21 protein-coding genes, 1 tRNA gene and 1 pseudogene are annotated in these 21,793 nt (G+C 70.1%); 9 read left to right on the top strand and 14 right to left on the bottom strand.

Annotated features, from left to right (window positions below):
• Positions 1–28 precede the first annotated feature (28 nt).
• Together BMZ82_RS06790 and BMZ82_RS06785 are read right to left on the bottom strand one after the other, a co-directional pair.
• A complete protein-coding gene (locus BMZ82_RS06790) occupies positions 29–829 on the bottom strand; it encodes a hypothetical protein (protein WP_093772728.1) in 801 nt (266 codons plus the stop codon).
• 154 nt (positions 830–983) lie between these two features.
• Positions 984–1,976, bottom strand: a complete 993-nt coding sequence (locus tag BMZ82_RS06785; RefSeq protein ID WP_093772726.1) for a GlxA family transcriptional regulator — start codon at positions 1,974–1,976, stop codon at positions 984–986.
• A 244-nt stretch (positions 1,977–2,220) separates the two neighbouring features.
• Here BMZ82_RS06785 and BMZ82_RS06780 point away from each other — a divergent pair, with 244 nt between their 5' ends.
• Both BMZ82_RS06780 and BMZ82_RS06775 read left to right on the top strand, forming a co-directional pair.
• Positions 2,221–2,670, top strand: coding sequence for a hypothetical protein (locus BMZ82_RS06780; RefSeq protein WP_093772724.1), 450 nt, complete (start codon positions 2,221–2,223; stop codon positions 2,668–2,670).
• A 132-nt stretch (positions 2,671–2,802) separates the two neighbouring features.
• Positions 2,803–4,326 carry an alginate lyase family protein gene (locus BMZ82_RS06775; RefSeq protein ID WP_093772722.1) on the top strand — a complete coding sequence of 508 codons (1,524 nt, stop codon included), beginning with the start codon at positions 2,803–2,805 and terminating at the stop codon, positions 4,324–4,326.
• A gap of 126 nt (positions 4,327–4,452) precedes the next feature.
• On the opposite strand, the gene BMZ82_RS06770 is transcribed toward BMZ82_RS06775, so the two are convergent.
• Positions 4,453–5,766: a DUF445 domain-containing protein gene (locus tag BMZ82_RS06770; RefSeq protein WP_256251796.1), complete on the bottom strand. Its 1,314-nt coding sequence runs from the start codon at positions 5,764–5,766 to the stop codon at positions 4,453–4,455.
• 294 nt (positions 5,767–6,060) lie between these two features.
• Here BMZ82_RS06770 and BMZ82_RS06765 point away from each other — a divergent pair, with 294 nt between their 5' ends.
• A complete protein-coding gene (locus tag BMZ82_RS06765; RefSeq protein ID WP_256251795.1) occupies positions 6,061–7,341 on the top strand; it encodes an SGNH/GDSL hydrolase family protein in 1,281 nt (426 codons plus the stop codon).
• Between the two features lie 3 nt (positions 7,342–7,344).
• Here the strand turns inward: BMZ82_RS06765 and BMZ82_RS06760 are convergent, their stop codons facing one another.
• The 4 genes from BMZ82_RS06760 to BMZ82_RS06745 form a co-directional block, all read right to left on the bottom strand.
• The gene (locus BMZ82_RS06760) at positions 7,345–8,202 is read right to left on the bottom strand and encodes a DUF1707 SHOCT-like domain-containing protein (RefSeq protein WP_093772717.1); all 858 of its coding nucleotides are present in this window, start codon (positions 8,200–8,202) and stop codon (positions 7,345–7,347) included.
• Positions 8,203–8,211: 9 nt separating this feature from the next.
• Positions 8,212–9,243 (bottom strand): ABC transporter ATP-binding protein, encoded by a 1,032-nt coding sequence (locus BMZ82_RS06755; protein ID WP_093772948.1) that lies wholly within the window; start codon positions 9,241–9,243, stop codon positions 8,212–8,214.
• 35 nt (positions 9,244–9,278) lie between these two features.
• Positions 9,279–10,043 carry an ABC transporter permease gene (locus tag BMZ82_RS06750; protein ID WP_093772946.1) on the bottom strand — a complete coding sequence of 255 codons (765 nt, stop codon included), beginning with the start codon at positions 10,041–10,043 and terminating at the stop codon, positions 9,279–9,281.
• Between the two features lie 70 nt (positions 10,044–10,113).
• Entirely contained in the window at positions 10,114–10,914 is an 801-nt protein-coding gene (locus BMZ82_RS06745; protein WP_093772715.1) for an ABC transporter permease, read from the bottom strand.
• Positions 10,915–11,199: 285 nt separating this feature from the next.
• Between BMZ82_RS06745 and BMZ82_RS06740 the strand changes: the two genes are divergently transcribed.
• Positions 11,200–13,674: a transglycosylase domain-containing protein gene (locus BMZ82_RS06740; protein ID WP_093772713.1), complete on the top strand. Its 2,475-nt coding sequence runs from the start codon at positions 11,200–11,202 to the stop codon at positions 13,672–13,674.
• A 107-nt stretch (positions 13,675–13,781) separates the two neighbouring features.
• On the opposite strand, the gene BMZ82_RS06735 is transcribed toward BMZ82_RS06740, so the two are convergent.
• Both BMZ82_RS06735 and BMZ82_RS06730 read right to left on the bottom strand, forming a co-directional pair.
• The gene (locus BMZ82_RS06735; RefSeq protein ID WP_371271164.1) at positions 13,782–14,084 is read right to left on the bottom strand and encodes a GroES family chaperonin; all 303 of its coding nucleotides are present in this window, start codon (positions 14,082–14,084) and stop codon (positions 13,782–13,784) included.
• Positions 14,085–14,162: 78 nt separating this feature from the next.
• A complete protein-coding gene (locus BMZ82_RS06730; protein WP_093772709.1) occupies positions 14,163–14,492 on the bottom strand; it encodes a DUF3618 domain-containing protein in 330 nt (109 codons plus the stop codon).
• Positions 14,493–14,586: 94 nt separating this feature from the next.
• Here BMZ82_RS06730 and bcp point away from each other — a divergent pair, with 94 nt between their 5' ends.
• From bcp to BMZ82_RS06715, 3 genes are all read left to right on the top strand, one after another.
• Positions 14,587–15,054, top strand: a complete 468-nt coding sequence (gene bcp, locus BMZ82_RS06725; protein ID WP_093772707.1) for a thioredoxin-dependent thiol peroxidase — start codon at positions 14,587–14,589, stop codon at positions 15,052–15,054.
• 135 nt (positions 15,055–15,189) lie between these two features.
• Positions 15,190–16,212: an HNH endonuclease signature motif containing protein gene (locus tag BMZ82_RS06720; RefSeq protein WP_256251794.1), complete on the top strand. Its 1,023-nt coding sequence runs from the start codon at positions 15,190–15,192 to the stop codon at positions 16,210–16,212.
• A 53-nt stretch (positions 16,213–16,265) separates the two neighbouring features.
• A tRNA-Leu gene (locus BMZ82_RS06715) sits at positions 16,266–16,350 on the top strand.
• A 53-nt stretch (positions 16,351–16,403) separates the two neighbouring features.
• On the opposite strand, the gene rdgB is transcribed toward BMZ82_RS06715, so the two are convergent.
• The 4 genes from rdgB to BMZ82_RS06695 form a co-directional block, all read right to left on the bottom strand.
• Complete coding sequence (gene rdgB, locus BMZ82_RS06710) at positions 16,404–17,006, bottom strand: RdgB/HAM1 family non-canonical purine NTP pyrophosphatase (protein ID WP_093772705.1); 603 nt, start codon at positions 17,004–17,006, stop codon at positions 16,404–16,406.
• Between the two features lie 56 nt (positions 17,007–17,062).
• Positions 17,063–17,479 carry a hypothetical protein gene (locus BMZ82_RS06705; protein WP_093772703.1) on the bottom strand — a complete coding sequence of 139 codons (417 nt, stop codon included), beginning with the start codon at positions 17,477–17,479 and terminating at the stop codon, positions 17,063–17,065.
• A 133-nt stretch (positions 17,480–17,612) separates the two neighbouring features.
• Positions 17,613–18,350, bottom strand: coding sequence for a ribonuclease PH (gene rph / locus BMZ82_RS06700; protein WP_093772701.1), 738 nt, complete (start codon positions 18,348–18,350; stop codon positions 17,613–17,615).
• An 88-nt stretch (positions 18,351–18,438) separates the two neighbouring features.
• Positions 18,439–18,672: a PTS sugar transporter subunit IIB gene (locus BMZ82_RS06695; RefSeq protein WP_093772699.1), complete on the bottom strand. Its 234-nt coding sequence runs from the start codon at positions 18,670–18,672 to the stop codon at positions 18,439–18,441.
• Positions 18,673–18,913: 241 nt separating this feature from the next.
• Between BMZ82_RS06695 and BMZ82_RS06690 the strand changes: the two are divergent.
• Together BMZ82_RS06690 and BMZ82_RS06685 are read left to right on the top strand one after the other, a co-directional pair.
• Positions 18,914–19,232, top strand: a pseudogene (locus BMZ82_RS06690) (hypothetical protein); the annotation flags it as partial.
• A gap of 193 nt (positions 19,233–19,425) precedes the next feature.
• Positions 19,426–20,679 (top strand): PTS transporter subunit EIIC, encoded by a 1,254-nt coding sequence (locus tag BMZ82_RS06685; protein WP_093772697.1) that lies wholly within the window; start codon positions 19,426–19,428, stop codon positions 20,677–20,679.
• Between the two features lie 128 nt (positions 20,680–20,807).
• Here the strand turns inward: BMZ82_RS06685 and BMZ82_RS06680 are convergent, their stop codons facing one another.
• Complete coding sequence (locus BMZ82_RS06680) at positions 20,808–21,560, bottom strand: MBL fold metallo-hydrolase (RefSeq protein WP_093772695.1); 753 nt, start codon at positions 21,558–21,560, stop codon at positions 20,808–20,810.
• Positions 21,561–21,793 lie beyond the last annotated feature (233 nt).

Below are 21,793 nucleotides of genomic sequence, written 5' to 3'. Positions count from 1 at the left end.
CTGGTGCTGGTGCTGGTGCTGCCCATGGCTATCGGCCCAGTGCCGAGCGCAGTGTCACTCCGTGTCTGTGGTGCAGGCGTCGTATTTCCCATGTCGAGAGCAGGGTCACCGACAGGGGGCCGCCCAGTAGGAAGCCGTAGAGGACCAGGGGTGGGGCGGCCACCTCCGGGTCGTCGAGCAGGCCCAGGCCGAAGAGGGACCAGACCAGGAGCGGGGAGATGAAGGCCGGCAGCAGGTCGTGCACGTCGCCGAGGCGGAAGCAGGAGTTGAAGGCGTAGACCAGGGCCGCCACGGTGACGGGGATCGCGAGGAGCAGCGCGGCGGCGCAGGCGAGGGTGCCGAGGACGAACGCCACGATCAGCAGGATGCCGAAGAAGATGCCGGTGTCGCCGAAGTCGGACAGCGTGATGATCTCGCCCTTCAGCAGCAGGACCAGGAACCAGCACACCCCGGCGCCGAGCACGATCGCGAACACCGTCAGCAGCGGGCCCAGCAGACGGCGCGCGTAGACGCGGCCGAGCGGTGAGCGGGCCGCGGAGATGAACGCCGTCACGGCGACGAGCGCCGTGCCGAAGGTGATCCCGCAGCCGGTCAGCAGGTCCTCCAGCTTGTCCATGACGAACTTCTCGCCGCCCTTGCGCAGCGGGTACGCCATCAGCAGCCAGGCCGTCGCGGCGGCCCCGACCGCCGTCCGGGCCCACTGCAGGACGCGGACCGTGGGGTCGTCCACCCGGTCGGCGCGGGAGGGTGCGGCCAGCGCCGAGGCGACGGCGAACGGGTTGGGCAGGGCGCGGAGCGCGCCGGTGCGGCCCGGGTGGCCGGTGTTCACGTGCAGATCTCCCCGAGTACGTACGTGTCACGGTTCACGCGTTTGCGCGTCCAAGCGTTTGCGCGTGCCACGGTGCGTGCTGCGGAGCCTGCCGCTGTGCGCGCCACTGTCTACGGCACGGCGGGTCACCTTATCCGATCTTCACCATCGGCGATCATGCTCGCGTCACCCCTGCGGCCGAACCCCGTCCGTCCTCGACCCTCGACCGGAACGCCCGCCGATACCCCTGCGGGCTCGTCCCCACCACGCTCCGGAACCGTTCCCGGAACGCCGTCGGGGAGCCGAAACCCGCCTGGGCGGCGATCCGTTCCACCGGGTGCGCCGTCGACTCCAGCAGGTACTGCGCGCGCCGCACCCGCGCGCGGTGCAGCCAGCGCAGCGGCGTCGTGCCGGTCTGTTCGCGGAAGCGGCGGTTGAGGGTGCGGGTGCTGAGGCCGGCCCGTTCGGCGATCCGGTCCAGTGTCAGATCGCTGCCGCAGTTGTCCTCCAGCCAGGTCAGCAGGGGTTCGAGAGTCGCGCCGGCGGGCGCCGGTGAGAGGTCCCGGACGATGAACTGGGCCTGGCCGCCCTCCCGTTCGAGCGGCATGACCGACAGCCGGGCCGCCTGGGCGGCGATCGCCGAGCCGTAGTCGTGGCGGATCATGTGCAGGCACATGTCCAGCGCCGCCGCCGCGCCCGCCGAGGTGAGGAACTGGCCGTTGTCGACGTAGAGGACGTTCGGGTCGACGGTCACCTTCGGGTAGCGCTCGGCCAGGTCCCGCGCGGCGACCCAGTGCGTCGTCGCGCGCAGCCCGTCCAGCAGGCCCGTCGCCGCGAAGACGAACGCCCCGACGCAGACCGACGCGATCCGGGTGCCGTTCGCCGCCGCGTCCCGCAGCGCCTGCGCGACGCCGTCCGGCAGCGTCTCGGGCGGGCTCGCCACCCCGGGCAGGATGATCGTGTCCGCCTCGGCCAGCGCCTCCAGCCCGTACGGCGCCCGCACGGTGAACGCCCCCGCGCTGACCTCCCCGGAGGCGACCGGCGAACAGACCCGCACCCGGTACGCCGCCCGCCCATCGGGCAACCGCGCCCACCCGAAGGCATCGATCGGGGCAGCCAGATCAAACGGGACGACCCCGTCCAGGACCAGTACGGCGACGGTATGCATGGCGAGAGCGTAGGCATACGACGGGTTCCTGCCGGACCTGGGTGGCAAGCAAGCAGGCCTTGGGTGCCCATCGGCTCCGGATGCCCACGAGCCCGGATTCCCGCCACCCCCGGATACCGCCTCCCGCCCACACACACGCCCCCTCACACGCACGCACCCACCCACCCACCCACTGGCCAGAACCCGTCGCCCCATGGCATTTCCGCCACTTCTGTGTGGTCCCCGGGCCGCCTAGCGTCGGGGGGTGATCAAGTTTCTTCTCGCCGTGCATGTTCTTGCCGCGATCGTCGCGGTGGGGCCCGTCACCGTTGCCGCCAGTATGTTTCCGCCTGCCGCGCGTCGGGCTCTGGGCGCGCCCGACGACGTGCGGGCCGGCGAGACCCTGCGGCTGCTGCATCGCATCTGTCAGGTGTACGCGGCCGTCGGCATCGCCGTGCCCGTCTTCGGGTTCGCCACGGCGGGCGCGATGGGGGTGATGGGCGACCCGTGGCTCATCGTGTCGATCGTGCTGACCGTTGTGGCCGCAGGGGTGCTGCTGGTCCTCGTCCTGCCCCGGCAGGAAGTGCTCGTCGAGGGGCAGGGCACTCGGGAGACCACGGTCCGACTCGCCATGTTCACCGGGGTGTTCAACCTGCTGTGGGCGACCGTGACGGTCCTGATGATCGTGCGGCCGGGGTCGACGACCGGGGCGTAGCCGGCCCGGGTTTTTTCGTTATCGGTCCCGCCCCGCGTCCGTCTCCCGGGCATGGACCTGACTGCGCCCCTGACTCCGTCCCGCCCCCGATCCCTGCCCCGCCCCCTTCAGACCGGCCTCAGCCGCCGCAGCATGCTGAAGGCCGCGGGGGTGGCCGCCGGGGCGACCGCCATCGGTGTCGCCGCGGCCCCGCCCGCGACCGCCGCCGCCGGCTACGCGCACCCCGGTCTCCTGCACACCGGCGCCGACCTGGCCCGCATGGCCGCCAAGGTGAAGGCCGGCGCCGCGCCCTACACGGCCGGGTACGCCAAACTCACCGCCAACCGGCACGCCCAGAGCGGCTGGATCGCCAACCCGCAGGCGATCGTGTACCGGGGCTCGGGCGCGCCCCAGAACTACCGCACCCTCTACAACGACATCCACGCCGCCTACCAGAACGGCCTCCGCTTCCACGTCAGCGGCGAGAGCGCGTACGCCGACACGGCCGTCGCGATCCTCAACGCCTGGTCCGCGACGCTGACTTCGGTGCAGGGCTCCGCCGACCGGTTCCTCGCGGCGGGGCTGTACGGCTACCAGTTCGCCAACGCCGCCGAACTCGTCCGCGACCACGCCGGGTTCGAGCTCGAACGGTTCCAGAAGATGCTGACCACCGTCTTCACCCCGATCAGCGAAAGCTTCCTCACGAACCACAACAACGCCGTCGTCACCAACTACTGGCCCAACTGGGACCTCACGGCCATGGCCTGCGTCCTCGCCATCGGCATCTTCTGCGACGACCGCGCCCAAGTCGAGCGCGCCGTCGAGTACTTCAAGAACGGCGCCGGACTCGGCGCGATCAAGAACGCCATCCCCGTCGTGCACGACGGCGAAGGCAACGGCAACGACAACGGTCTCGCCGAGTGGCTCGAGGCCGGCCGCGACCAAGGGCACGCGCTCCTCGGCGTCGGCCTCATGGGCACCTTCTGCGAGATGGCCTGGAACCAGGGCATCGACCTCTACGGCTACGACGACAACCGTTTCCTCAAGGGCGCCCAGTACGTGGCCAAGTGGAGCCTCGGCGGCGACGTGACCTACACCGCCAACACCCGCAGGAAGGGTGCGATCGGGGGCTGGTCGGGCAAGGAGACCGCCGTCGCCGCCGCCGGTGTCGACCCGACGATGACCCGCCCGATCTGGGCGATGATCGCCAACCACTACACCAAGCGCCGGGGACTGTCCGCCCCCTACCTCACCCGCATCGCTGCCAAGGCCGCTCCCGAGGGCGGCGGCGGGGACTACGGCCCCAACAGCGGCGGCTTCGACCAACTCGGCTTCGGCACCCTGGCGTTCACCCGGGACGCCGCGAAGACGACCTCCGGCGGTTCCAACGGTTCGAGCGGTTCGAGCGGTTCGAGCGGTTCGAGCGGCTCCACCAACTCCGGCGGCTCGGCCGCATCGGCGGCGCCCTCCGACCCGTCGAGCTCTACGGCCTCGTCAGCCTCGCCGTCCCCGACCACCCCGGCCAACGCCGCCTCCCCCGCCGGGAAGCACGGCGACCTCGCCTCCACCGGCTCCACCGACCTCGTCGCCTGGACCGCCACCACCGGCCTCACCGCCCTGGCCGGCGGCCTGCTCCTGCTCCGCCGCCGGGGACGGACCCGGGCCGCAGCAGAGTAAACAGCGGAGTAGACAGCGAAGTAAGCAACGGAGTACGCAGCGGACTGCCCAAGACCCGCATGTCGCCGACCTCGCCCACCCCGGTGAGGTCGGCGTCAGCATCGGCAAAAAGAAACACCGCGCCGCTCACGCCCCCAGCGCCCGCGCCGCCGTATAGATCAGCAACCCGGCCAGCGACCCCACCACCGTGCCGTTGATCCGGATGAACTGCAGGTCACGGCCGATGTGGGCCTCGATCTTGCGGGTGGTGTGCTCCGCGTCCCAGCCCGCGACCGTGTCGGTGATCAGGGAGGTGATCTCGCGCCGATACGTCGTCACGACGTGCACCGCCGCGCCCTCGACCCAGCTGTCGACCTTCTCCTGGACCTTGCGCTCGGTCGCCATCCGGGCCCCCAGCGACAGCAGCGAGGCCCGCACGCGCAGCCGCAGCTCGCTGCGCTCGTCCTCCGCCGCCGCGACGATCATGGAGCGGACGGCCGTCCACGCCGACGCGATCAGGTCCTGGACCTCGCCCCGGCCCAGCACCTCCCCCTTGAGCCGCTCCACCCGCGCCCGGGTGTCGGTGTCGGACTGCAGGTCGGAGGCGAAGTCGCCGAGGAAGCGGTCCAGGGCCCCGCGCGCCGGGTGGGACGGCATGTCCCGCATCTCCGCGCAGAACCGCAGCAGCTCCTTGTAGACCCGCTCGCCGATCCGCTTGTCGACGAACCGCGGGGTCCAGCCGGGCGCGCCGCCCTCCACCGCGTCCATCACCGAGTCCGCGTGCAGCACCAGCCAGTCGTACGCCCGGGTCACCACCAGGTCCACGGCCCGCCGGTGGCCGCCGTCCGCCACGACCTTCTCCAGCATCTTCCCGATGCCCGGCGCGATCTCCTGCGCGTCCGCCCGGCGCGTGATCGCCTCCCCCACCACCGCCTGCACGTCCGAGTCGCGCAGCACGGTCAGCGCGCCCCGCAGCGCCGTCGCCAGCTCCGCCGTCACCCGGTCGGCGTGCTCCGGCTCAGCGAGCCAGACGCCCAGCCGGGTGCCGATGCCCACCGAGCGCAGCCGCTGCCGTACGACGTCCTCGGAGAGGAAGTTCTCGCCGACGAACTCGCCCAGCGAGACGCCCAGTTGGTCCTTCTTGTTCGGGATGATCGCGGTGTGCGGGATGGGCAGGCCCAGCGGGTGGCGGAAGAGGGCCGTGACCGCGAACCAGTCGGCGAGCGCGCCGACCATGCCCGCCTCCGCAGCCGCCGCCACATAGCCCGCCCAAGGGCCCGCGCCCTCATGGGCCGCCCACTCGGCCAGCACGTACACCACGGCCACGAACAGCAGCAGCCCGACCGCGGTGATCTTCATCCGGCGCACCCCGCGCTGCCGCTCCTCGTCCGCCGGGGTGAAGGAGTTCATGGCGCGATAGGACGCCGTCCCCTCCGGCGCCGTCGCTTCGGTACGTTCCATCTGCTCCACCCGTTCGGTGATCCCGCGCACATTGTCCCTGCATGACCGACTCCTGGAACAGAACAAGAGTTCCCGGCGTCTCCAAGACGGGAGACCGACGAGAGATAAACCGATCTTCAGGGTGAATTCCCGCACCGTTCCGGAGCCCCCAGCTCCCCTTCGCCCGAGAAGAGACCCACCCGCATGACCAGGGCCGCGACCAGTGCAAGTGCAAGTACAAGTACAAGTACAAATGCGAGTACCCGTACCCCTAGCCATATCCGTAGCCGACAGCGCGGTTATGGGGTGCTTTCCATGATCACCGCCCTGGTCGTCGCCCTGTCCGCCGCCATATACGCCGGAACCGGCGACGCCACCCCCGCCACGGTCCCCGCCACCCCCGTCTCGACCGGCGTCTCGACCGGCGTCTGGGTCGGCACCTGGGCCGCCGCCCCGGCCGGCGCGGAACCCGGCACCGGGACCGACGGCATGGCGGGCCGCACCGTCCGCAACGTCGTGCACACCAGTGTCGGCGGCACCAGCGCCCGCGTCACCCTCTCCAACCTCTACGGCACCCGCCCCCTCACCCTCACCCACGCCACCCTCGCCATCGCCGCCACCGGCAACACCACGGGCCACAGCGCGGCCGTCGACCCCGCCACCCTGCGCCGGCTGACCTTCGGCGGGGCCACGACCGTCGTCGTCCCGGCCGGCGGGCAGGCCGTCAGCGACGCGACCGCCGTCCCCGTCCCGCCCGACGCCGACGTCCTGGTCAGCACCTACTCCCCCACCTCCGCGGGCCCCGTCACCTTCCACCCGCGCGCCCGGCAGACCAGCTACGTCGCCGACGGCGAGGCCACCGCGGACGTCACCGGCGCCGCGTTCACCGGGACCAGCCCGTACTGGCGCTACCTGACCGCGCTGGACGTGCTGGGCGGCGCGGCCGACGGCACCGTCGTCGCCCTCGGCGACTCCATCACCGACGGCGTCACCTCCACCCCGGGCGCCAACCGCCGCTGGCCCGACGTCCTCGCCGGCCGGCTGCGGTCGACGGCCCCGGCCGTCAGCCACCCGCCCCGCTACGGCGTCGTCAACGCGGGCATCAGCGGCAACCGGCTGCTCGTCGACGACCCGCTGCGCGGCCCCGCCGGCCTCGACCGCTTCGAACGGGACGTCCTCGACCGGCCGAACGTGCGGGCCGTCGTCATCGACCTCGGCATCAACGACATCCTGCGCGGCCGACGGCCCGCCGACCCGCAGGCGGTGGTGGACGGCCTGCGCGACCTCACCGACCGCGCCCACGCCCACGGCGTCAAGGTCATCGGCGCGACCCTCACCCCGTTCCGGGGCCACCGCGGCTACACCGACGCCCGCGAGGCCGTACGGCAGCGCGTCAACGCGGCGATCCGGGCGGACGGGGTGTACGACGCCGTCGTCGACTTCGACAAGGCCCTGCGCGACCCGTACGACCCACGCGGCCTGCGCGCCGAGTACGACTCGGGCGACCACCTGCACCCCAGCGACCGCGGCTACCGGAAGATGGCCGAGACGGTCGACCTGACGGCGCTGAAGGGCTCGGCGCGCGCCGAGCCGTAGCCGCTACTCGTAACGGCGCTCCGGCCGTTCCTCCCGAACCTCGTTCCCGTGCCCGTGCCCGTGTCCGTGCCCATGTCCGATGCCCCGCAGCAGGTCCTTGTGGCTGTCCAGCATCCGCTGGTGCGCGCCGTGGATCTCGTCCCGGAAGTTGGAGCGCGCCTCGCGCATCGCCGCCTTGCGGTCCAGCTTCTCCTGCCGCCGCGCCGCCCGCGTCTTCTTGCGCTCGACCCCGACCCCGCCCCAGAACGCGAACCCGGTGACGACCACCCGCGGCGCGTCCGGGTCCTCCCGGACGCCCGTGTCCCCCTGGTCGAAGCCGCCCATCACGCCGATCCCGCGGACGTCTACCTCGACGCCCGGCGGCACGGTGATCTGCACCCCGCCCATGATCGCCACGCAGTTGATCACGACCTCACCGGCGGTGAAGTCCGCCTCGCGCAGGTCGATCTCGCCGCCGCCGCAGAAGGCGAAGCAGTTGAAGCGCCGGGGGACCGTCCAGCGGCCCTTGCGCTGGAAGCCCGACAGGACGGCCACGGCCCAGGTCGACGACCCCTCGCCGCCCACGATCCGCCCCGCCCAACTCCCCTCCTCCACCGGCTCCTTGCGCAACGACACCACCGGCGACGGCGGCACGGCCCCGGCGGCCGGCAGGTCCCGCGTGATCGGCGCCAACTCCCCGTACGTGCGCGCCTTGTACGTCTGGTCCAGCCGCTCCTCGAACTCCACCATGTCGAGCCGGCCCTCGGCGAGGGCGTCCCGCAGGACCTCGCTGACCCGCTCACGGTCGGCGTCGGAGGCACGGAGATCAGCGGGACCCGGGACCGCGTCGGGGAGACCCGGGACTGCGTCGTCGTCGGTCATGTCACCAGCCTACGAGGTCCCGGCCCCGGGCACTACGGCCTCCCGGCCCGTCTCCCGACCGGCCTCCCGCCCCGCCTCCCGGTCCGCGTACATCTTCGCGATGACGGCCTCGATGTCCGGCTCCCGCACCGACAGGTCGACCAGCGGATACCGCTCCGCGATCCGCGCGACGAGCGGAGCCGCCGACTCCGACGCCGGGAACGCCAGCCACTGGCGCGGACCGTCCACCTTCACCACCCGCGCCGCCTCCCCCACCTCGATCGGCGGCAACTCCCGCGCCAGGTCCACCACCAGGGTCCGTTCGCTCTCGCCCGCCTCGTGCAGCCCCGCCAGCGCACCGTCGTAGACCAGGCGGCCGTGGTCGATGACCATCACCCGGGAACACAACTGCTCGATGTCCTGGAGGTCGTGCGTGGTGAGCAGCACCGTCGTACGGCGCTCGGCGTTCAACTCCCGCAGGAACTCCCGCACTCGGGACTTGGAGACCACGTCCAGGCCGATCGTCGGCTCGTCGAGGTAGAGCACCTCGGGATCGTGCAGCAGCGCCGCCGCGATGTCGCCGCGCATCCGCTGGCCCAGCGACAGTTGGCGTACGGGGACGTCCAACAGGGCGGACAGGTCGAGGAGTTCGACGAGCCGGTCGAGGTTCTCGCGGTAACGGCCGTCCGGGATGCGGTACATGCGGTGCATCAGCCGGTAGGAGTCGATGAGGGGGAGGTCCCACCAGAGGGTCGTCCGCTGGCCGAACACCACCCCTATCCGGTGCGCCAGGCGGGTCCGCTCGCGGGACGGGTCGATGCCCGCGACCCGCAGTCGGCCGCCGCTCGGGGTCAGGATCCCCGTCAGCATCTTGATCGTCGTCGACTTCCCGGCGCCGTTCGGCCCGATGTAGCCGACCATCTCGCCGCGCGCCACGGTGAAGGAGATCGAGTCGACCGCCCGCACCTGCCGCACCTCCCGCTTCAGGAAGCCGGTCCTGCGGCGCACGTCGAAGACCTTCTCGACACGGTCCAGCTCGATGAACCCCATGTCGGACTCCATGCCCGCATCCACGTCGAACTCCCTGTCGGTCACGCTCAACTCCCCGTACTCCGATACGACCTGAGGCCCGCCCGCCACGCCAGTCCCGCCAGCGCGCAGCACGCGACCGCCACCAGCGGCGGTGTGAACGCCGCCCACCCGGGCAGCCCCAGGGGGTACGGCCGCCCCAACACATAGGCGGCGGGCACCCAGTTGACGAAGGCCAGCGGGAAGACGAAGGTCACCCCGCGCACCAGCTCGTGACCGAACACCGTCGGCGGGTACTGCAGCATCGTCTGGCCGCCGTACGTGAACGCCGCCTGCGCCTCCGACGCGTCCTGCGCCGCGAACTGGAACGCGGCGCCCGCCACGAACACCGCGCTGAAGATCCCCGCACCGCTGACCACCGTCAACGGCAGCAGCAGCACCTTCACCGGCGTCCACGCGACGTCCATCGTCGCCAGCGCGTACCCCAGCACCAGCGCCCCCTGCGTGATCCGGGCGACCCGGCGCAGCGCGAACCGGTCCGCGGCGATCTGGGCCAGCACCGGCGCCGGCCGCACCAGCAGCGTGTCGAGCGTGCCGTCCCGCACCCGGCGGCCCAGCCGGTCCATCGAGCCGATCGCCAGGTCCGCGATGCCGAACGCGGTGGCCGAGAGGCCGTACAGGAAGGCGACCTCCGGCAGCGAGTAGCCGCCGAGCGCGTCGACCTGCGAGAACATCAGCAAGATCGCGACAAAGTCCAGCCCGGTCACCAGCAGCCCGCCGAGCGCCGTCAGCACGAACGACAGCCGGTAGGCCAGCGTGGACCGGATCCACATCCCGGAGATCAGCCGGTAGGCCCGCAGCCCCTCCCACACCCGGTTGTCCTCCCCGACGAGCCGGTCGCCCTCAGCCACCCTGGACCACCACCCGTCGGGTCGCCGCGCCCTGCACCAGGCGCCCCAGCGCCAGCAGCGCCACCGCCCACGCCGCCTGGAACGCGAACACCGGCAGCGGATCGGCCTCCCCCATCAGCAGATCCGCGGGCAGTTGCAGCAGCGCCGCCCACGGCAGCACCTGTACGACGTCGCCGAGCGCCCCCGGGAACGCGTTCAGCGGCAGCGCCATCCCGCCGCAGAACATGCCCATGACCATCAGCATCTGCAACGCGCCCGTGCCGTCCAGCAGCCAGAACCCGCTCATCGCCACCAGGAACCGGATCGCGAAACTGACCACCATCGCCAGCACGATCGCCACCAGCAGCGCCAGCCACACCACCGGATCGTCCGGCAGCGCCGTCGGGAACAGCAGCGTCCCGACCGCGAACGGGATCACCCCCCGCCCGATCAACTGGAACGCCGCCCGCCCCAGATCGCCCGCCAGCCACCACAGTTGGAGGTCGGCCGGCCGGTACAGGTCGATGGCCACGTCACCCGTGCGGATCCGCTCCATGAGGTCGGTCTCGAAACCGCCGCCCTGGATCGCCAACGTCGCGTACAGCGCCTGCCCCAGCCACACGTAGGTGACCGCCTGCGCCTGGTCGTAGCCCCCGAGGTGCGGCCGCTCGTCCCACAACGCCAGGTATGTGTAGACGAGGATCAGGCCGAAAACGGTGTTGGTGAACACCCCCGCCGCCGTCGCCACCCGGTAGGTCGCGTACCTTCTGAAACCCCCCGCCGCGACGGCCACGTACAACCGCGCCGATCCCAAGGCAACCTTCTTCCTCGCCCGCTTGTCACCCTTGGTGCCCTCGGCACCGAAACGCACGAGCCTAGTGCGCCGACCCGGCCGCGTGCCACGTGTTTTCCGGGCACGGCGTGTGACGGAACACGCGCCGATTGTCGGGAACGGAACACTCGGTGCGAGAGTCTTCAGCAGGGGGCGCGGAACGCGTACGAGGCGTAAGAGACGTACGGGTTGTAAGAGACGTACGGGGTGTAAGAGGCGTTACAGGCGTACGGGAACGTACGAGGCGACACAGGAGTCCTGCAACACATGAGTGACGAGCCACAGCCGCAGCAGCCGACCGAGGGCTGGGCAGCACCAGGAAAGCCCGAGGCGGGTGACGGAGGAAGTGGCGAGGAAGGCAACGGCGGCCCGGCCCAGGACGGCGACGGCGGCCAGGAGGGCAAGGGCAAGGGCAAGAAGGTGAAGCGGCCCAAGCGCACCGGCTGGCGCCGCCTGCTGCCGACCTGGCGGATGGTGCTCGCCCTGTTCGTCCTGTGCGTCGCGGTGGTCGTCGGCCTGTTCTTCCTCGGCTACTCCAAGGTCAAGATCCCGCCGGCCAACGCGCTCGCCACCAAGCAGTCCAACGTCTACCTCTACGCCGACGGCACCGAGATCGCCCGCGACGGCACCGTCAACCGCGAGAACGTCGACCTCTCGCAGATCTCCGAGGACGCCCAGCACGCCGTCCTCGCCGCCGAGGACCGCGACTTCTACACCGAGTCCGCCATCGACCCCAAGGCGATGCTGCGGGCCGGCTGGAACACCGCGACCGGCAAGGGCAAGCAGTCCGGCTCGACGATCACCCAGCAGTACGTGAAGAACTACTACCTCGCGCAGGAGCAGACCGTCACCCGCAAGGTGAAGGAGTTCTTCATCTCGATCAAGCTGGACCGCGAGAAGTCCAAGGACGACATCCTCGAGGGCTACCTCAACACCAGCTACTTCGGCCGCAACGCCTACGGCATGCAGGCCGCCGCCAAGGCCTACTACGGCGTCGACGCCGGCAAGCTGACCGCCGCCCAGGGCGCCTACCTCGCCGCGCTCGTCAACGCGCCCAGCGAGTACGACATCATCGCCCACCCCGAGAACAAGGCCGCCGCCCAGGCACGCTGGAACTACGTCCTCGACGGCATGGTCACCAAGGGCTGGCTCAGCCAGGCCGAGCGCACCGGCATGAAGTTCCCCACGCCCAAGGAGACCTCGGGCGCCGACACCGGCATGTCCGGCCAGCGCGGGTACCTGGTCACGGCGATCAAGGACTACCTCAAGGACAACAAGATCGTCACCTCCGACGAACTGGAGGCGGGCGGCTACCGCATCACCACCACCCTGGAGAAGGCCAAGCAGGACGCGTTCGTCGACGCCGTCAACGACAAGCTGATGGACAAGCTCGACCCGAAGCAGCGCAAGGTCGACTCCTACGTCCGCGCGGGCGGCGCCGCCGTCGACCCGAAGACCGGCGAGGTCCTCGCCCTGTACGGCGGCATCGACTACATCAAGCAGTACACGAACAACGCCACCCGCCGGGACTTCCAGGTCGGCTCCACCTTCAAGCCGTTCGTGTTCACCTCGGCCGTGGAGAACGACTCCACCACCCAGGACAACCGCACGATCACCCCGAACACGATCTACGACGGCACCAACAAGCGCCCCATCCAGGGCTGGTCCGGCGGCACCTACGCGCCCGAGAACGAGGACTACGTCAACTACGGCAACATCAACGTGCGTACCGCCACCGACAAGTCGGTCAACTCGGTGTACGCGCAGATGGCCGTCGACGTCGGCCCCACCAAGGTCAAGCAGACCGCGATCGCCCTCGGCCTGCCGTCCGACACCCCCGACCTCCAGCCGTACCCCTCGATCGCCCTCGGCACGGCCAACGCCAGCGTCCTGGACATGGCCGAGGCGTACGCCACCCTCGCCAACCACGGCAAGCACGGCGTGTACACGCTGGTCGGCAAGGTCACCAAGGACGGCTCCGACGTCATGGAGCTGCCCGACCGTAAGTCCTCGCAGGTCGTCAGCCGCAAGGCAGCCGACACCACGACGTCGATCCTGCGCAGCGTCGTCGAGAACGGCACCGCGACCGCCGCCCAGGCCGCCGACCGCCCCGCCGCCGGCAAGACCGGCACCGCCGAGGAGGACCAGGCCGCCTGGTTCGCCGGCTACACCCCCGACCTCGCCACGGTCGTCGCGGTCATGGGCCAGGACCCGGAGACCGCCCACCACAAGTCCCTCAAGGGCGTGATGGGCCTGGAGCGCATCAACGGCGGCGGCGCGCCCACCGAGATCTGGGCCCAGTTCACCAAGACCGCGCTGAAGGGCACCCCCGCCAAGGACTTCGACCTCGAGATCCAGTCGGGCGGCGAGGAGAGCGTCTCCCCGTCGGCCCCGGCCGCCTCCCAGGACGAGCCCAGCGCCGACGAGACCGGCGGCGCCACGCCGAGCGACGACGGCACCCCGGGCCAGGCGCAGGGCCAGACCCAGGGCCAGACGACCGGCGGCACGACCACCGGCGGCACCACGGACGGGGGCACCACCGGCGGTACGACGACAGGCGGCACCCCCACCACCGACGGCGGCACCACGGGCCAGACCACGGACGGCGGCACGACCGACGGCGGCACCACGGACGGGGGCACCACGGACGGCGGCACGACCACCGACGGCGCGACAGGCGACCCGGGCAACTCGACGGGCACGACAGCGGGCCCCCAACTGACAGCCACCGGCTGGGACTGACGGACCTACGGGAACAGACGGGAACAGGCAGGAACGGACAGCGGGAAGGGCCGGTGACGATGGTCACCGGCCCTTCCCGCTGTCCGTAAAGTCTTCGCTGTCTCTGCTTACAGATACAGGCCGGTGGTGTCCTCGGACCCCTCGAACCGGTCGGCGGCCACCGCGTGCAGATCCCGCTCGCGCATCAGCACGTACGCGACGCCCCGCACCTCGACCTCCGCGCGGTCCTCCGGGTCGTACAGCACCCGGTCGCCCGGCTCCACGGTCCGTACGTTCTGCCCGACCGCGACGACCACCGCCCAGGCCAGCCGGCGGCCGACGGCCGCGGTGGCGGGGATCAGGATGCCGCCACCGGAACGCCGCTCGCCCTCGCCGGCCTCCTGCCGTACGAGCACACGGTCGTGCAGCATCCGGATGGGCAGCTTGTCGTGCTGGGAACCGTGGTCGTTTCTGTTGGCGCTCACAGCACTGAACCTACCTGAGCGGGATCAGCGCTCGCGCCGCCGCCGGCCGACGGCGAGCAGCCCCACGACGCCGACGACGAGCAGCGCGACAGGCACGACCCGCTCGAGCCGAGGCGCACCCTCTTCGTCCACGAACTGCGCCTTCACCTCACTCACCACCCGGTTGGCCTGGACGTAGGCCTTCCCGAGGGTGTGATCGACGTTGGCGACGACCTTGGCCTTGGCGTCCCCGACGATGGTCTTCGGGTGCACCCGCACCCCGATCTCGTCCAGCGTCTCCGCCAGCACCTCGCGGCGGGCCCTGATGTCCGCCTCGATCTGCGCCGGGGTTCTGGTGTCCGACGTCTCCGCCACGGTAAGGCCTCCGAAGTCAGGTGTGTCTTGTTCCGGACAGTCTGTCAGCTCTGCCCGTCGCCGCACTGTCAGGACCCCCGGTTACGCTGGCCCGATGAGCGAGCGACTCCAGCCCGGGGACGTGGCCCCCGCCTTCACCCTCCCCGACGCCGACGGCCACGAGGTGTCCCTGTCGGACCACAAGGGCCGCAAGGTCATCGTCTACTTCTACCCGGCCGCCCTGACCCCCGGCTGCACGAAGCAGGCCTGCGACTTCACCGACAACCTCGACCTGCTGACCGGCGCCGGGTACGACGTCATCGGCATCTCCCCCGACACCCCCGAGAAGCTGGGCAAGTTCCGCGACAAGGAGTCCCTGAAGGTCACCCTCCTGGCCGACCCCGACAAGACCACCCTCGACGCATACGCCGCCTTCGGCGAAAAGAAGAACTACGGCAAGACGTACATGGGCGTCATCCGCTCGACGTTCGTCGTAGACGAGCAAGGCAAGATCGAACACGCCCTGTACAACGTCCGCGCCACCGGCCACGTAGCCAAAATCATCAAGGACCTGGGCATCTGACCCCCACCTCCCCCACCATGCGGCCCGCGCGGAAACACACCCGCCGCGGGCCGCTTCCCGTCCCGGGCGTGACTGTCCGATAAGCGGTTCGTTACTCCGTACGAGCCACGAACGGGTGGCCGGGGAACGGGGGGCATGGGTATGCCGAACGCAGCCGAACGATCGGACGCATACAGCAAGGACAGGCTCACGCCGGAGGTCGCCGAGGCACGTAACTGGGCTGATCTGATGCGGCGGCTCGGTCTCAAGCCGAGTGGCGGCCAACGGCGGGTGCTGCAAGAGCACGTAACGCGGCACGGCCTTGATACGTGCCACTTCACCAAGCGCAGCCCATGGAGTAAGTACCCCGACGCCGCCATCGCGGAAGCCGCGATCTCGTCGTCCTCGTTGCGGGAAGTGGCCCTGAAACTGGGTGCAACCCCGGCCACAGGGACTCTCTCCCACATCCGACGCCGCATCGATGCGGCCGGCATCGACATCAGCCATTTCCCCGGCATCGATCGCCCCGACGTGGAGCTGCCCTTCACTCCGGAAGAGCTCCGGGCGGCCGCAGTTGCCGCCACGAGTGTGCGCTGCGTGGCGCGCGCACTCGGTGTTCCCGATGACAGCCGATCGCGGGCAACGTTGAGTCGCATGCTGGCGACCCAACGCATCGACATCGGCCACTTCTCCCATCGCCGGGCGACGATTCCCGAGGACATGCTGCGGAGCCTCGTACGGACCTCCACCAGCTATGCCGATGTCATGCGCGGTCTCGGTATGGACGTCAACGACACCAATCACCGGCGCGTACGACGCGCCGCCTCTCGTCTCGATCTCGACACCAGCCACTTCAAGCGCCGGTCCTGGGGACGGCCCGAGCGTCCGGCACCGCCACCGACTGCGCATCGAGTGCTGGTCATCCTGCCGGAGCAAGCCGGACGAACGAACAGGACCCGGCTTCATCAGGCCCTGACCGAGATCGGGGTGCCGTACACGTGTGCGGAGTGCGGCAACCGCGGTGAGTGGCGGGGTCGCCCGATCACCTTGCAGATCGACCACGTCAACGGCGACTGGCGGGACAATCGCGAAGAGAACCTGCGCTACTTGTGCCCCAATTGCCATGCGCTGACGGAGACGTGGTGTCGCCAGAAGGGCAGAGTGCCACTCGCCGGGTGACCCGGCAGCCCCGTACAATGAGTGCCGCCGGTCGAGCACGATGACCGTTTTCAGCGGCCGTGGCGAAATAGGCAGCACGCGCGGGCCTTAGAAGCCCGTGGGAGAAATCCCGTGAGGGTTCGAATCCCTCCGGCCGCACACCAAACGGCCTGCGAATCGAATTTGATTCGCAGGCCGTTGCCGTGACCGGCTCAGCCCAGCAACTCCCGCACCACCGGCACCAACGCCCGGAACGCCTGGCCCCGGTGGCTGATCGCGTTCTTCTCCGTTGCCGTCAGTTCCGCGCAGGTGCGGGTCTCGCCGTTCGGTTGGAGGATCGGGTCGTAGCCGAAGCCGTTTGTGCCCGTTGGGGTGTGGCGGAGGGTGCCGTGTAGGCGGCCTTCGACCACTCGTTCCGTGCCGTCCGGGAGGGCCAGGGCCGCCGCGCAGGCGAAGTGGGCGGCGCGGTGGTCGTCGGCGATGTCGGAGAGCTGGGCCAGGAGCAGGTCCAGGTTGGCCCGGTCGTCGCCGTGGGTGCCGGACCAGCGGGCGGAGAAGATGCCGGGGGCGCCGTTCAGGACGTCCACACAGAGGCCCGAGTCGTCGGCGACCGCCGGGAGGCCCGTGGCCTGGGCCAGGGCGTGGGCTTTGAGGAGGGCGTTCTCGGCGAACGTCACGCCGGTTTCCTTGACGTCGGGGACGTCGGGGTAGGCGTCCGCGCCGACGAGGTCGTGGGGCAGGCCTGCGTCGGCGAGGATCGCCCTGAGTTCGGTGATCTTTCCGGCGTTGCGGGTGGCGAGGATCAGGCGGGTCATGGGGTTCAGTATCCCGCCCTCGTCCGTCCGCCTTCATCTCCCTGCCCTTACGGGTCTTACGGGGTGCAGACCTTCGTCAGTTCGCCCGCCGCGTCCGTGACCGGGCTGAGGTCGGGGGTGTTGTCGCCGGCCTTGACGGCCGTACGGACGTTGCCGACGGCCGTCTGGAGGTCGTCCACCGCCTTGTTGACGTCGGTGTTGTCCGTCTTGTCGCCTATCTTGTCGAGGCTGTTCTCGATGGAGGTCAGCGACTTCTCGGTCTGCGTGGGGTCGTTCGCGGCGTTCTCCACGGCCTGCTGGAGGTCGGTGACGCTGTCGGCGATGGAGTCGGCGGTCTGGACGCAGTCCAGGGCCTTGTTGACCGCGTCGCATCCGGTCGTCGTCAGCCCCAGGGTGAGGGCGACGGCCACCGTGGCGGTGGCGATGACGGTACGACGACGCCGGTGCGGACGTCGGCTCTCGGCCGTGGACATCACTGGGTTCCTCCCCTTCGCAGGACCAGGAGACAGGTCCTGGTGACGCGCCTCGCGCCGCGCCTTGTACCGGCCAAGACGCCGGGACCGGCGGGGCGGTTGCTCGCGCCCGCCGCCCCGCTTGGCGTTCCCTTTACTTTTCCAGGACCGTATCAAGTGCCGCGCGCTGCACGACAGTCAGTTCCTTGCAGCCGGAAACCGCCAGATCCAGCAGGGAGTTGAGCTCGTCGCGGGCGAACGGCTCGGCCTCGGCGGTGCCTTGGACCTCGACGAAGCGGCCGTCGCCGGTGCAGACGACGTTCATGTCGGTCTCGGCGCGGACGTCCTCCTCGTAGCAGAGGTCCAGCAGCGGGATGCCGCCCACGATGCCGACCGAGACGGCGGACACCGTGCCGGTGAGCGGCCGGCGGCCGGCCTTGATCAGCTTCCGGCCCTGGCCCCAGGAGATGGCGTCGGCGAGTGCCACGTACGCGCCGGTGATGGCGGCCGTGCGGGTGCCGCCGTCGGCCTGGAGGACGTCGCAGTCGAGGACGATGGTGTTCTCGCCGAGCGCCTTGTAGTCGATGACCGCGCGCAGGGAGCGGCCGATGAGGCGCGAGATCTCGTGGGTGCGGCCGCCGATCTTGCCGCGCACGGACTCGCGGTCGCCGCGGGAGTTGGTGGCGCGCGGAAGCATGGAGTACTCCGCGGTGACCCAGCCCTCGCCGCTGCCCTTGCGCCAGCGGGGGACGCCTTCGGTGAAGGAGGCGGTGCAGAAGACCTTCGTGTCGCCGAAGGAGACGAGGACGGAGCCCTCGGCGTGCTTGCTCCAGCCACGTTCGATGGTGACGGGGCGGAGCTGTTCGGGGGTGCGGCCGTCGATTCGAGACATGACGCTGAGCCTAGCCGTAGCGGCGCGAGGGGCTCCTCCCGCGGCGGGAGGAGCCCCTCGAGAGTGAGCGTGCGGCTCGCCTCTCAGTTCACATCATGTCTTCGATCTCGCCGGCGATGGGGTCGGCGTCGGTGCCGATGACGACCTGGATGGCGGTGCCCATCTTGACGACGCCGTGGGCGCCGGCGGCCTTCAGGGCGGCTTCGTCGACCAGATCGGGGTTGACGACCTCGGTGCGCAGCCGCGTGATGCAGCCTTCGATCTCTTCGATGTTGTCGAGGCCGCCGAGCCCGGCGACGATCTTCTCAGCCTTGCTGGCCATGTTCCGTCTCCCTGAATTCCCTGATGCGAACCGCCATATGAACGGCTTTGTCGCAGTAACCCACAGTTGGCCCAACTTCGCGAGCGATTGCGGTGCGTGTGCCGAAGGATGACCTCACAGCAGCCCAATCGTCCGTAGCTGGTCTACACCACCTGACAGGCGGTCGCCAAACGATGAGTGCAGGGAGCGCCGCGAGCGCCGAGAGCGAGACCGGCCCGGCCCGGCGGCGCCGACTGCCGGCATCCTCAACCGGCTCGGCCGGCCTGATGTGTTCGGGGACGAAGGGCTCGGCTGGACGGACGTCTCGAAGGTGATGGCCGACGCGGGCGGGCGCTGCTCAACGCCGAGTTGGGGCTGCCGATGCCGTTCTGCGTGGGCGTGGCCATCGGCATGGCGAAGAAGGCCGACGGTTCCTGAACGTGCCCATCCGGTTCCGGTTCGGCGGCTACACGAAGCCGGACGGGATGGTGGTGCACGGTGACATCAACATGTTCCCGGCGGGCGACCCGGCGGCGGGGCAGTTCACGTCCGGTTTCTTCCCGATCGCGATGTTCGCGCTGCGCCCTCTCTTACGTGATCTTCCGTTTCGCGATCACGAAGTTCGACCTGAAGACGCCGGGCCGGGAGCCGGAGGACGAGCGACAGGACGTCAGAAAGGCATAGGCCCCCAATGGGTTCCTTATGCCGCCTTCATCGTGCTAGAACATGGTCTACACCACTGAGTGGTGTAGACCACCACGTTGGAGGAAGTCTATGACCACCGCCACCGCGCCCACGGCGGCCCCCGCGAAGAAGTGGGGATCCGGCCTGTTCCAGGGCCTGCAGAAGGTCGGCCGCAGCCTGCAGCTCCCGATCGCCGTGCTGCCGGCGGCGGGCATCCTGCTACGACTCGGCCAGCCCGACGTCTTCGGCAAGGACGGCCTCGGCTGGAACAAGGTCGCGGCCGTGTTCGGGACCGCCGGCGACGCCGTCTTCGCGAACCTGCCGCTGCTGTTCTGCGTCGGTATCGCCATCGGCTTCGCCAAGAAGGCCGACGGCTCGACCGCCCTCGCCGCGCTGGTCGGCTTCCTCGTCTACAAGAACGTCCTGACCGCGTTCCCCATCAGCGACGCGCAGATCACCAAGGGCGCGGACGTGGCCGCGACCTACAACGACCCCAAGGTCTTCGGCGGCATCATCATGGGCCTGATAGCCGCGGTCACCTGGCAGCGGTTCCACCGCACCAAGCTCCCCGACTGGCTGGGCTTCTTCAACGGCCGCCGGCTGGTCCCGATCCTGATGGCCTTCATCGGCACCGGCGTCGGCGTCTTCTTCGGCCTGGTGTGGGAGCCCGTCGGCGACGTCATCACCAACTTCGGCGAGTGGATGACCGGCCTCGGCGCGGTGGGCGCGGGCATCTTCGGCGCCGTCAACCGCGCGCTGCTGCCCGTGGGCATGCACCAGTTCGTCAACACGGTGGCCTGGCAGGAGATCGGCAGCTTCAAGGACTCCTCCGGCGCCGTCTGGCACGGTGACCTCCCGCGCTTCTTCCACGGCGACCCGACCGCGGGCCAGTTCATGACCGGCTTCTTCCCGATCATGATGTTCGCGCTGCCGGCCGCCGCCCTCGCCATCACGCACACCGCCCGGCCCGAGCGCCGCAAGGCCGTCGGCGGCATGATGCTCTCGCTCGCGCTGACCTCGTTCGTCACCGGCATCACCGAGCCGATCGAGTTCGCGTTCATGTTCATCGCCCCGGTGCTGTACGTCATCCACGCGGTGCTGACGGCCCTGTCCATGGCCGTCACGTGGGCTCTGGGCGTCCACCACGGCTTCAGCTTCTCGGCCGGCGCGATCGACTACTTCCTCAACTGGAACCTCGCCACCAAGCCCTGGATGATCATCCCGATCGGCCTGGTGTTCGCGGCGATCTACTACTCCGTCTTCCGCTTCGCCATCGTCAGGTGGAACATCCCCACCCCGGGCCGCGAACCCGAGGAAGAGCTCGAGGACCTCACCAAGGCGTAGCGCATACGGCAAGCAACACGCGATACGCACACGAAAGGCCCCGGAGCCCTGAACTGCTCCGGGGCCTTCGCATGACCTGCGTGGCCGGGCTCGGCCTCGGCTCGGCCTGGGCTCGGCCTGGGCTCGGCCTAGATCTCGTACGTCGCTCTCGGCGCCGCCAGTTCCACCGGGCCGTCGAACACCGCTCGGGCGTCGGCCAGGTTGATCTGGGGGTCGGTCCACGGCGGGATGTGGGTCAGCACGAGCTTGCGCGCGCCCGCCCGGCTCGCCGTCTCGCCCGCCTCGCGGCCGTTGAGGTGCAGGTCGGGGATGTTCTCCTTGCCGTACGTGAAGGCGGCCTCGCACAGGAACAGGTCGGTGTCGCGGGCGAGTTCCTCCAGCGCGGGGCTGACGCCGGTGTCACCGGAGTAGGTCAGCGACCTGCCGCCGTGTTCGACGCGGATGCCGTACGCCTCCACCGGGTGCGCCACGCGCTCCGTGTGCACGGTGAACGGGCCGACGTCGAAGGTGGACGGCTTGACCGTGTGGAAGTCGAAGACCTCGCTCATCGAGGACGCCGAGGGCGTGTCGGCGTAGGCCGTGGTCAGGCGGTGCTCGGTGCCCTCCGGGCCGTAGACCGGGAGCGGGTCGCAGCGCCCGCCGTCGTGCCGGTAGTAGCGCGCGACGAAGTACGCGCACATGTCGATGCAGTGGTCGGCGTGCAGATGACTCAGGAAGATCGCGTCGAGGTCGTAGAGACCGCAGTGGCGCTGCAACTCGCCCAGGGCGCCGTTGCCCATGTCGAGAAGCAGCCGGAAGCCGTCGGCCTCGATGAGGTAGCTCGAGCAGGCCGATTCCGCGGATGGGAACGACCCCGAGCAGCCGACGACGGTGAGCTTCATGAAACAGAAACCTCCGCTGGCGGGAAACCCGGAAGTACCGAGAAAGTACCGGGAAGGATCCGGGGGACGGGTCGTGGAGCGAGTGATCGTCGAACGGGACGACAGGTGTCGTCAGGTGTCGTGCGGTCCGTCGAGCGTAAGGCGCGAAACCCCGGGTCGCTCCTCCGCCAGGGGCCGTTGTGGGCGAACTCACCTGTGGTGTCACCGGTTCGGCTGGACTGGGGGCGTGTGCG

Source organism: Streptomyces sp. yr375 (genome assembly GCF_900110755.1).
In the GTDB taxonomy this organism is placed as follows: domain Bacteria; phylum Actinomycetota; class Actinomycetes; order Streptomycetales; family Streptomycetaceae; genus Streptomyces.
This window is presented reverse-complemented; position numbering and strand designations above follow the sequence as displayed.

Bases quoted from the DNA above. Each gene is read 5' to 3' on its own strand.
- BMZ82_RS06785 (WP_093772726.1), bottom strand. From the start codon at position 1,976: ATGCATACCGTCGCCGTACTGGTCCTGGACGGGGTCGTCCCGTTTGAT.
- BMZ82_RS06775 (WP_093772722.1), top strand. From the start codon at position 2,803: ATGCTGAAGGCCGCGGGGGTGGCCGCCGGGGCGACCGCCATCGGTGTC.
- BMZ82_RS06770 (WP_256251796.1), bottom strand. From the start codon at position 5,766: ATGGAACGTACCGAAGCGACGGCGCCGGAGGGGACGGCGTCCTATCGC.
- BMZ82_RS06765 (WP_256251795.1), top strand. From the start codon at position 6,061: ATGATCACCGCCCTGGTCGTCGCCCTGTCCGCCGCCATATACGCCGGA.
- BMZ82_RS06760 (WP_093772717.1), bottom strand. From the start codon at position 8,202: ATGACCGACGACGACGCAGTCCCGGGTCTCCCCGACGCGGTCCCGGGT.
- BMZ82_RS06755 (WP_093772948.1), bottom strand. From the start codon at position 9,243: ATGGAGTCCGACATGGGGTTCATCGAGCTGGACCGTGTCGAGAAGGTC.
- BMZ82_RS06750 (WP_093772946.1), bottom strand. From the start codon at position 10,043: ATGTGGATCCGGTCCACGCTGGCCTACCGGCTGTCGTTCGTGCTGACG.
- BMZ82_RS06740 (WP_093772713.1), top strand. From the start codon at position 11,200: ATGAGTGACGAGCCACAGCCGCAGCAGCCGACCGAGGGCTGGGCAGCA.
- BMZ82_RS06735 (WP_371271164.1), bottom strand. From the start codon at position 14,084: ATGCTGCACGACCGTGTGCTCGTACGGCAGGAGGCCGGCGAGGGCGAG.
- bcp (WP_093772707.1), top strand. From the start codon at position 14,587: ATGAGCGAGCGACTCCAGCCCGGGGACGTGGCCCCCGCCTTCACCCTC.
- BMZ82_RS06720 (WP_256251794.1), top strand. From the start codon at position 15,190: ATGGGTATGCCGAACGCAGCCGAACGATCGGACGCATACAGCAAGGAC.
- rdgB (WP_093772705.1), bottom strand. From the start codon at position 17,006: ATGACCCGCCTGATCCTCGCCACCCGCAACGCCGGAAAGATCACCGAA.
- BMZ82_RS06705 (WP_093772703.1), bottom strand. From the start codon at position 17,479: ATGTCCACGGCCGAGAGCCGACGTCCGCACCGGCGTCGTCGTACCGTC.
- rph (WP_093772701.1), bottom strand. From the start codon at position 18,350: ATGTCTCGAATCGACGGCCGCACCCCCGAACAGCTCCGCCCCGTCACC.
- BMZ82_RS06695 (WP_093772699.1), bottom strand. From the start codon at position 18,672: ATGGCCAGCAAGGCTGAGAAGATCGTCGCCGGGCTCGGCGGCCTCGAC.
- BMZ82_RS06685 (WP_093772697.1), top strand. From the start codon at position 19,426: ATGACCACCGCCACCGCGCCCACGGCGGCCCCCGCGAAGAAGTGGGGA.
- BMZ82_RS06680 (WP_093772695.1), bottom strand. From the start codon at position 21,560: ATGAAGCTCACCGTCGTCGGCTGCTCGGGGTCGTTCCCATCCGCGGAA.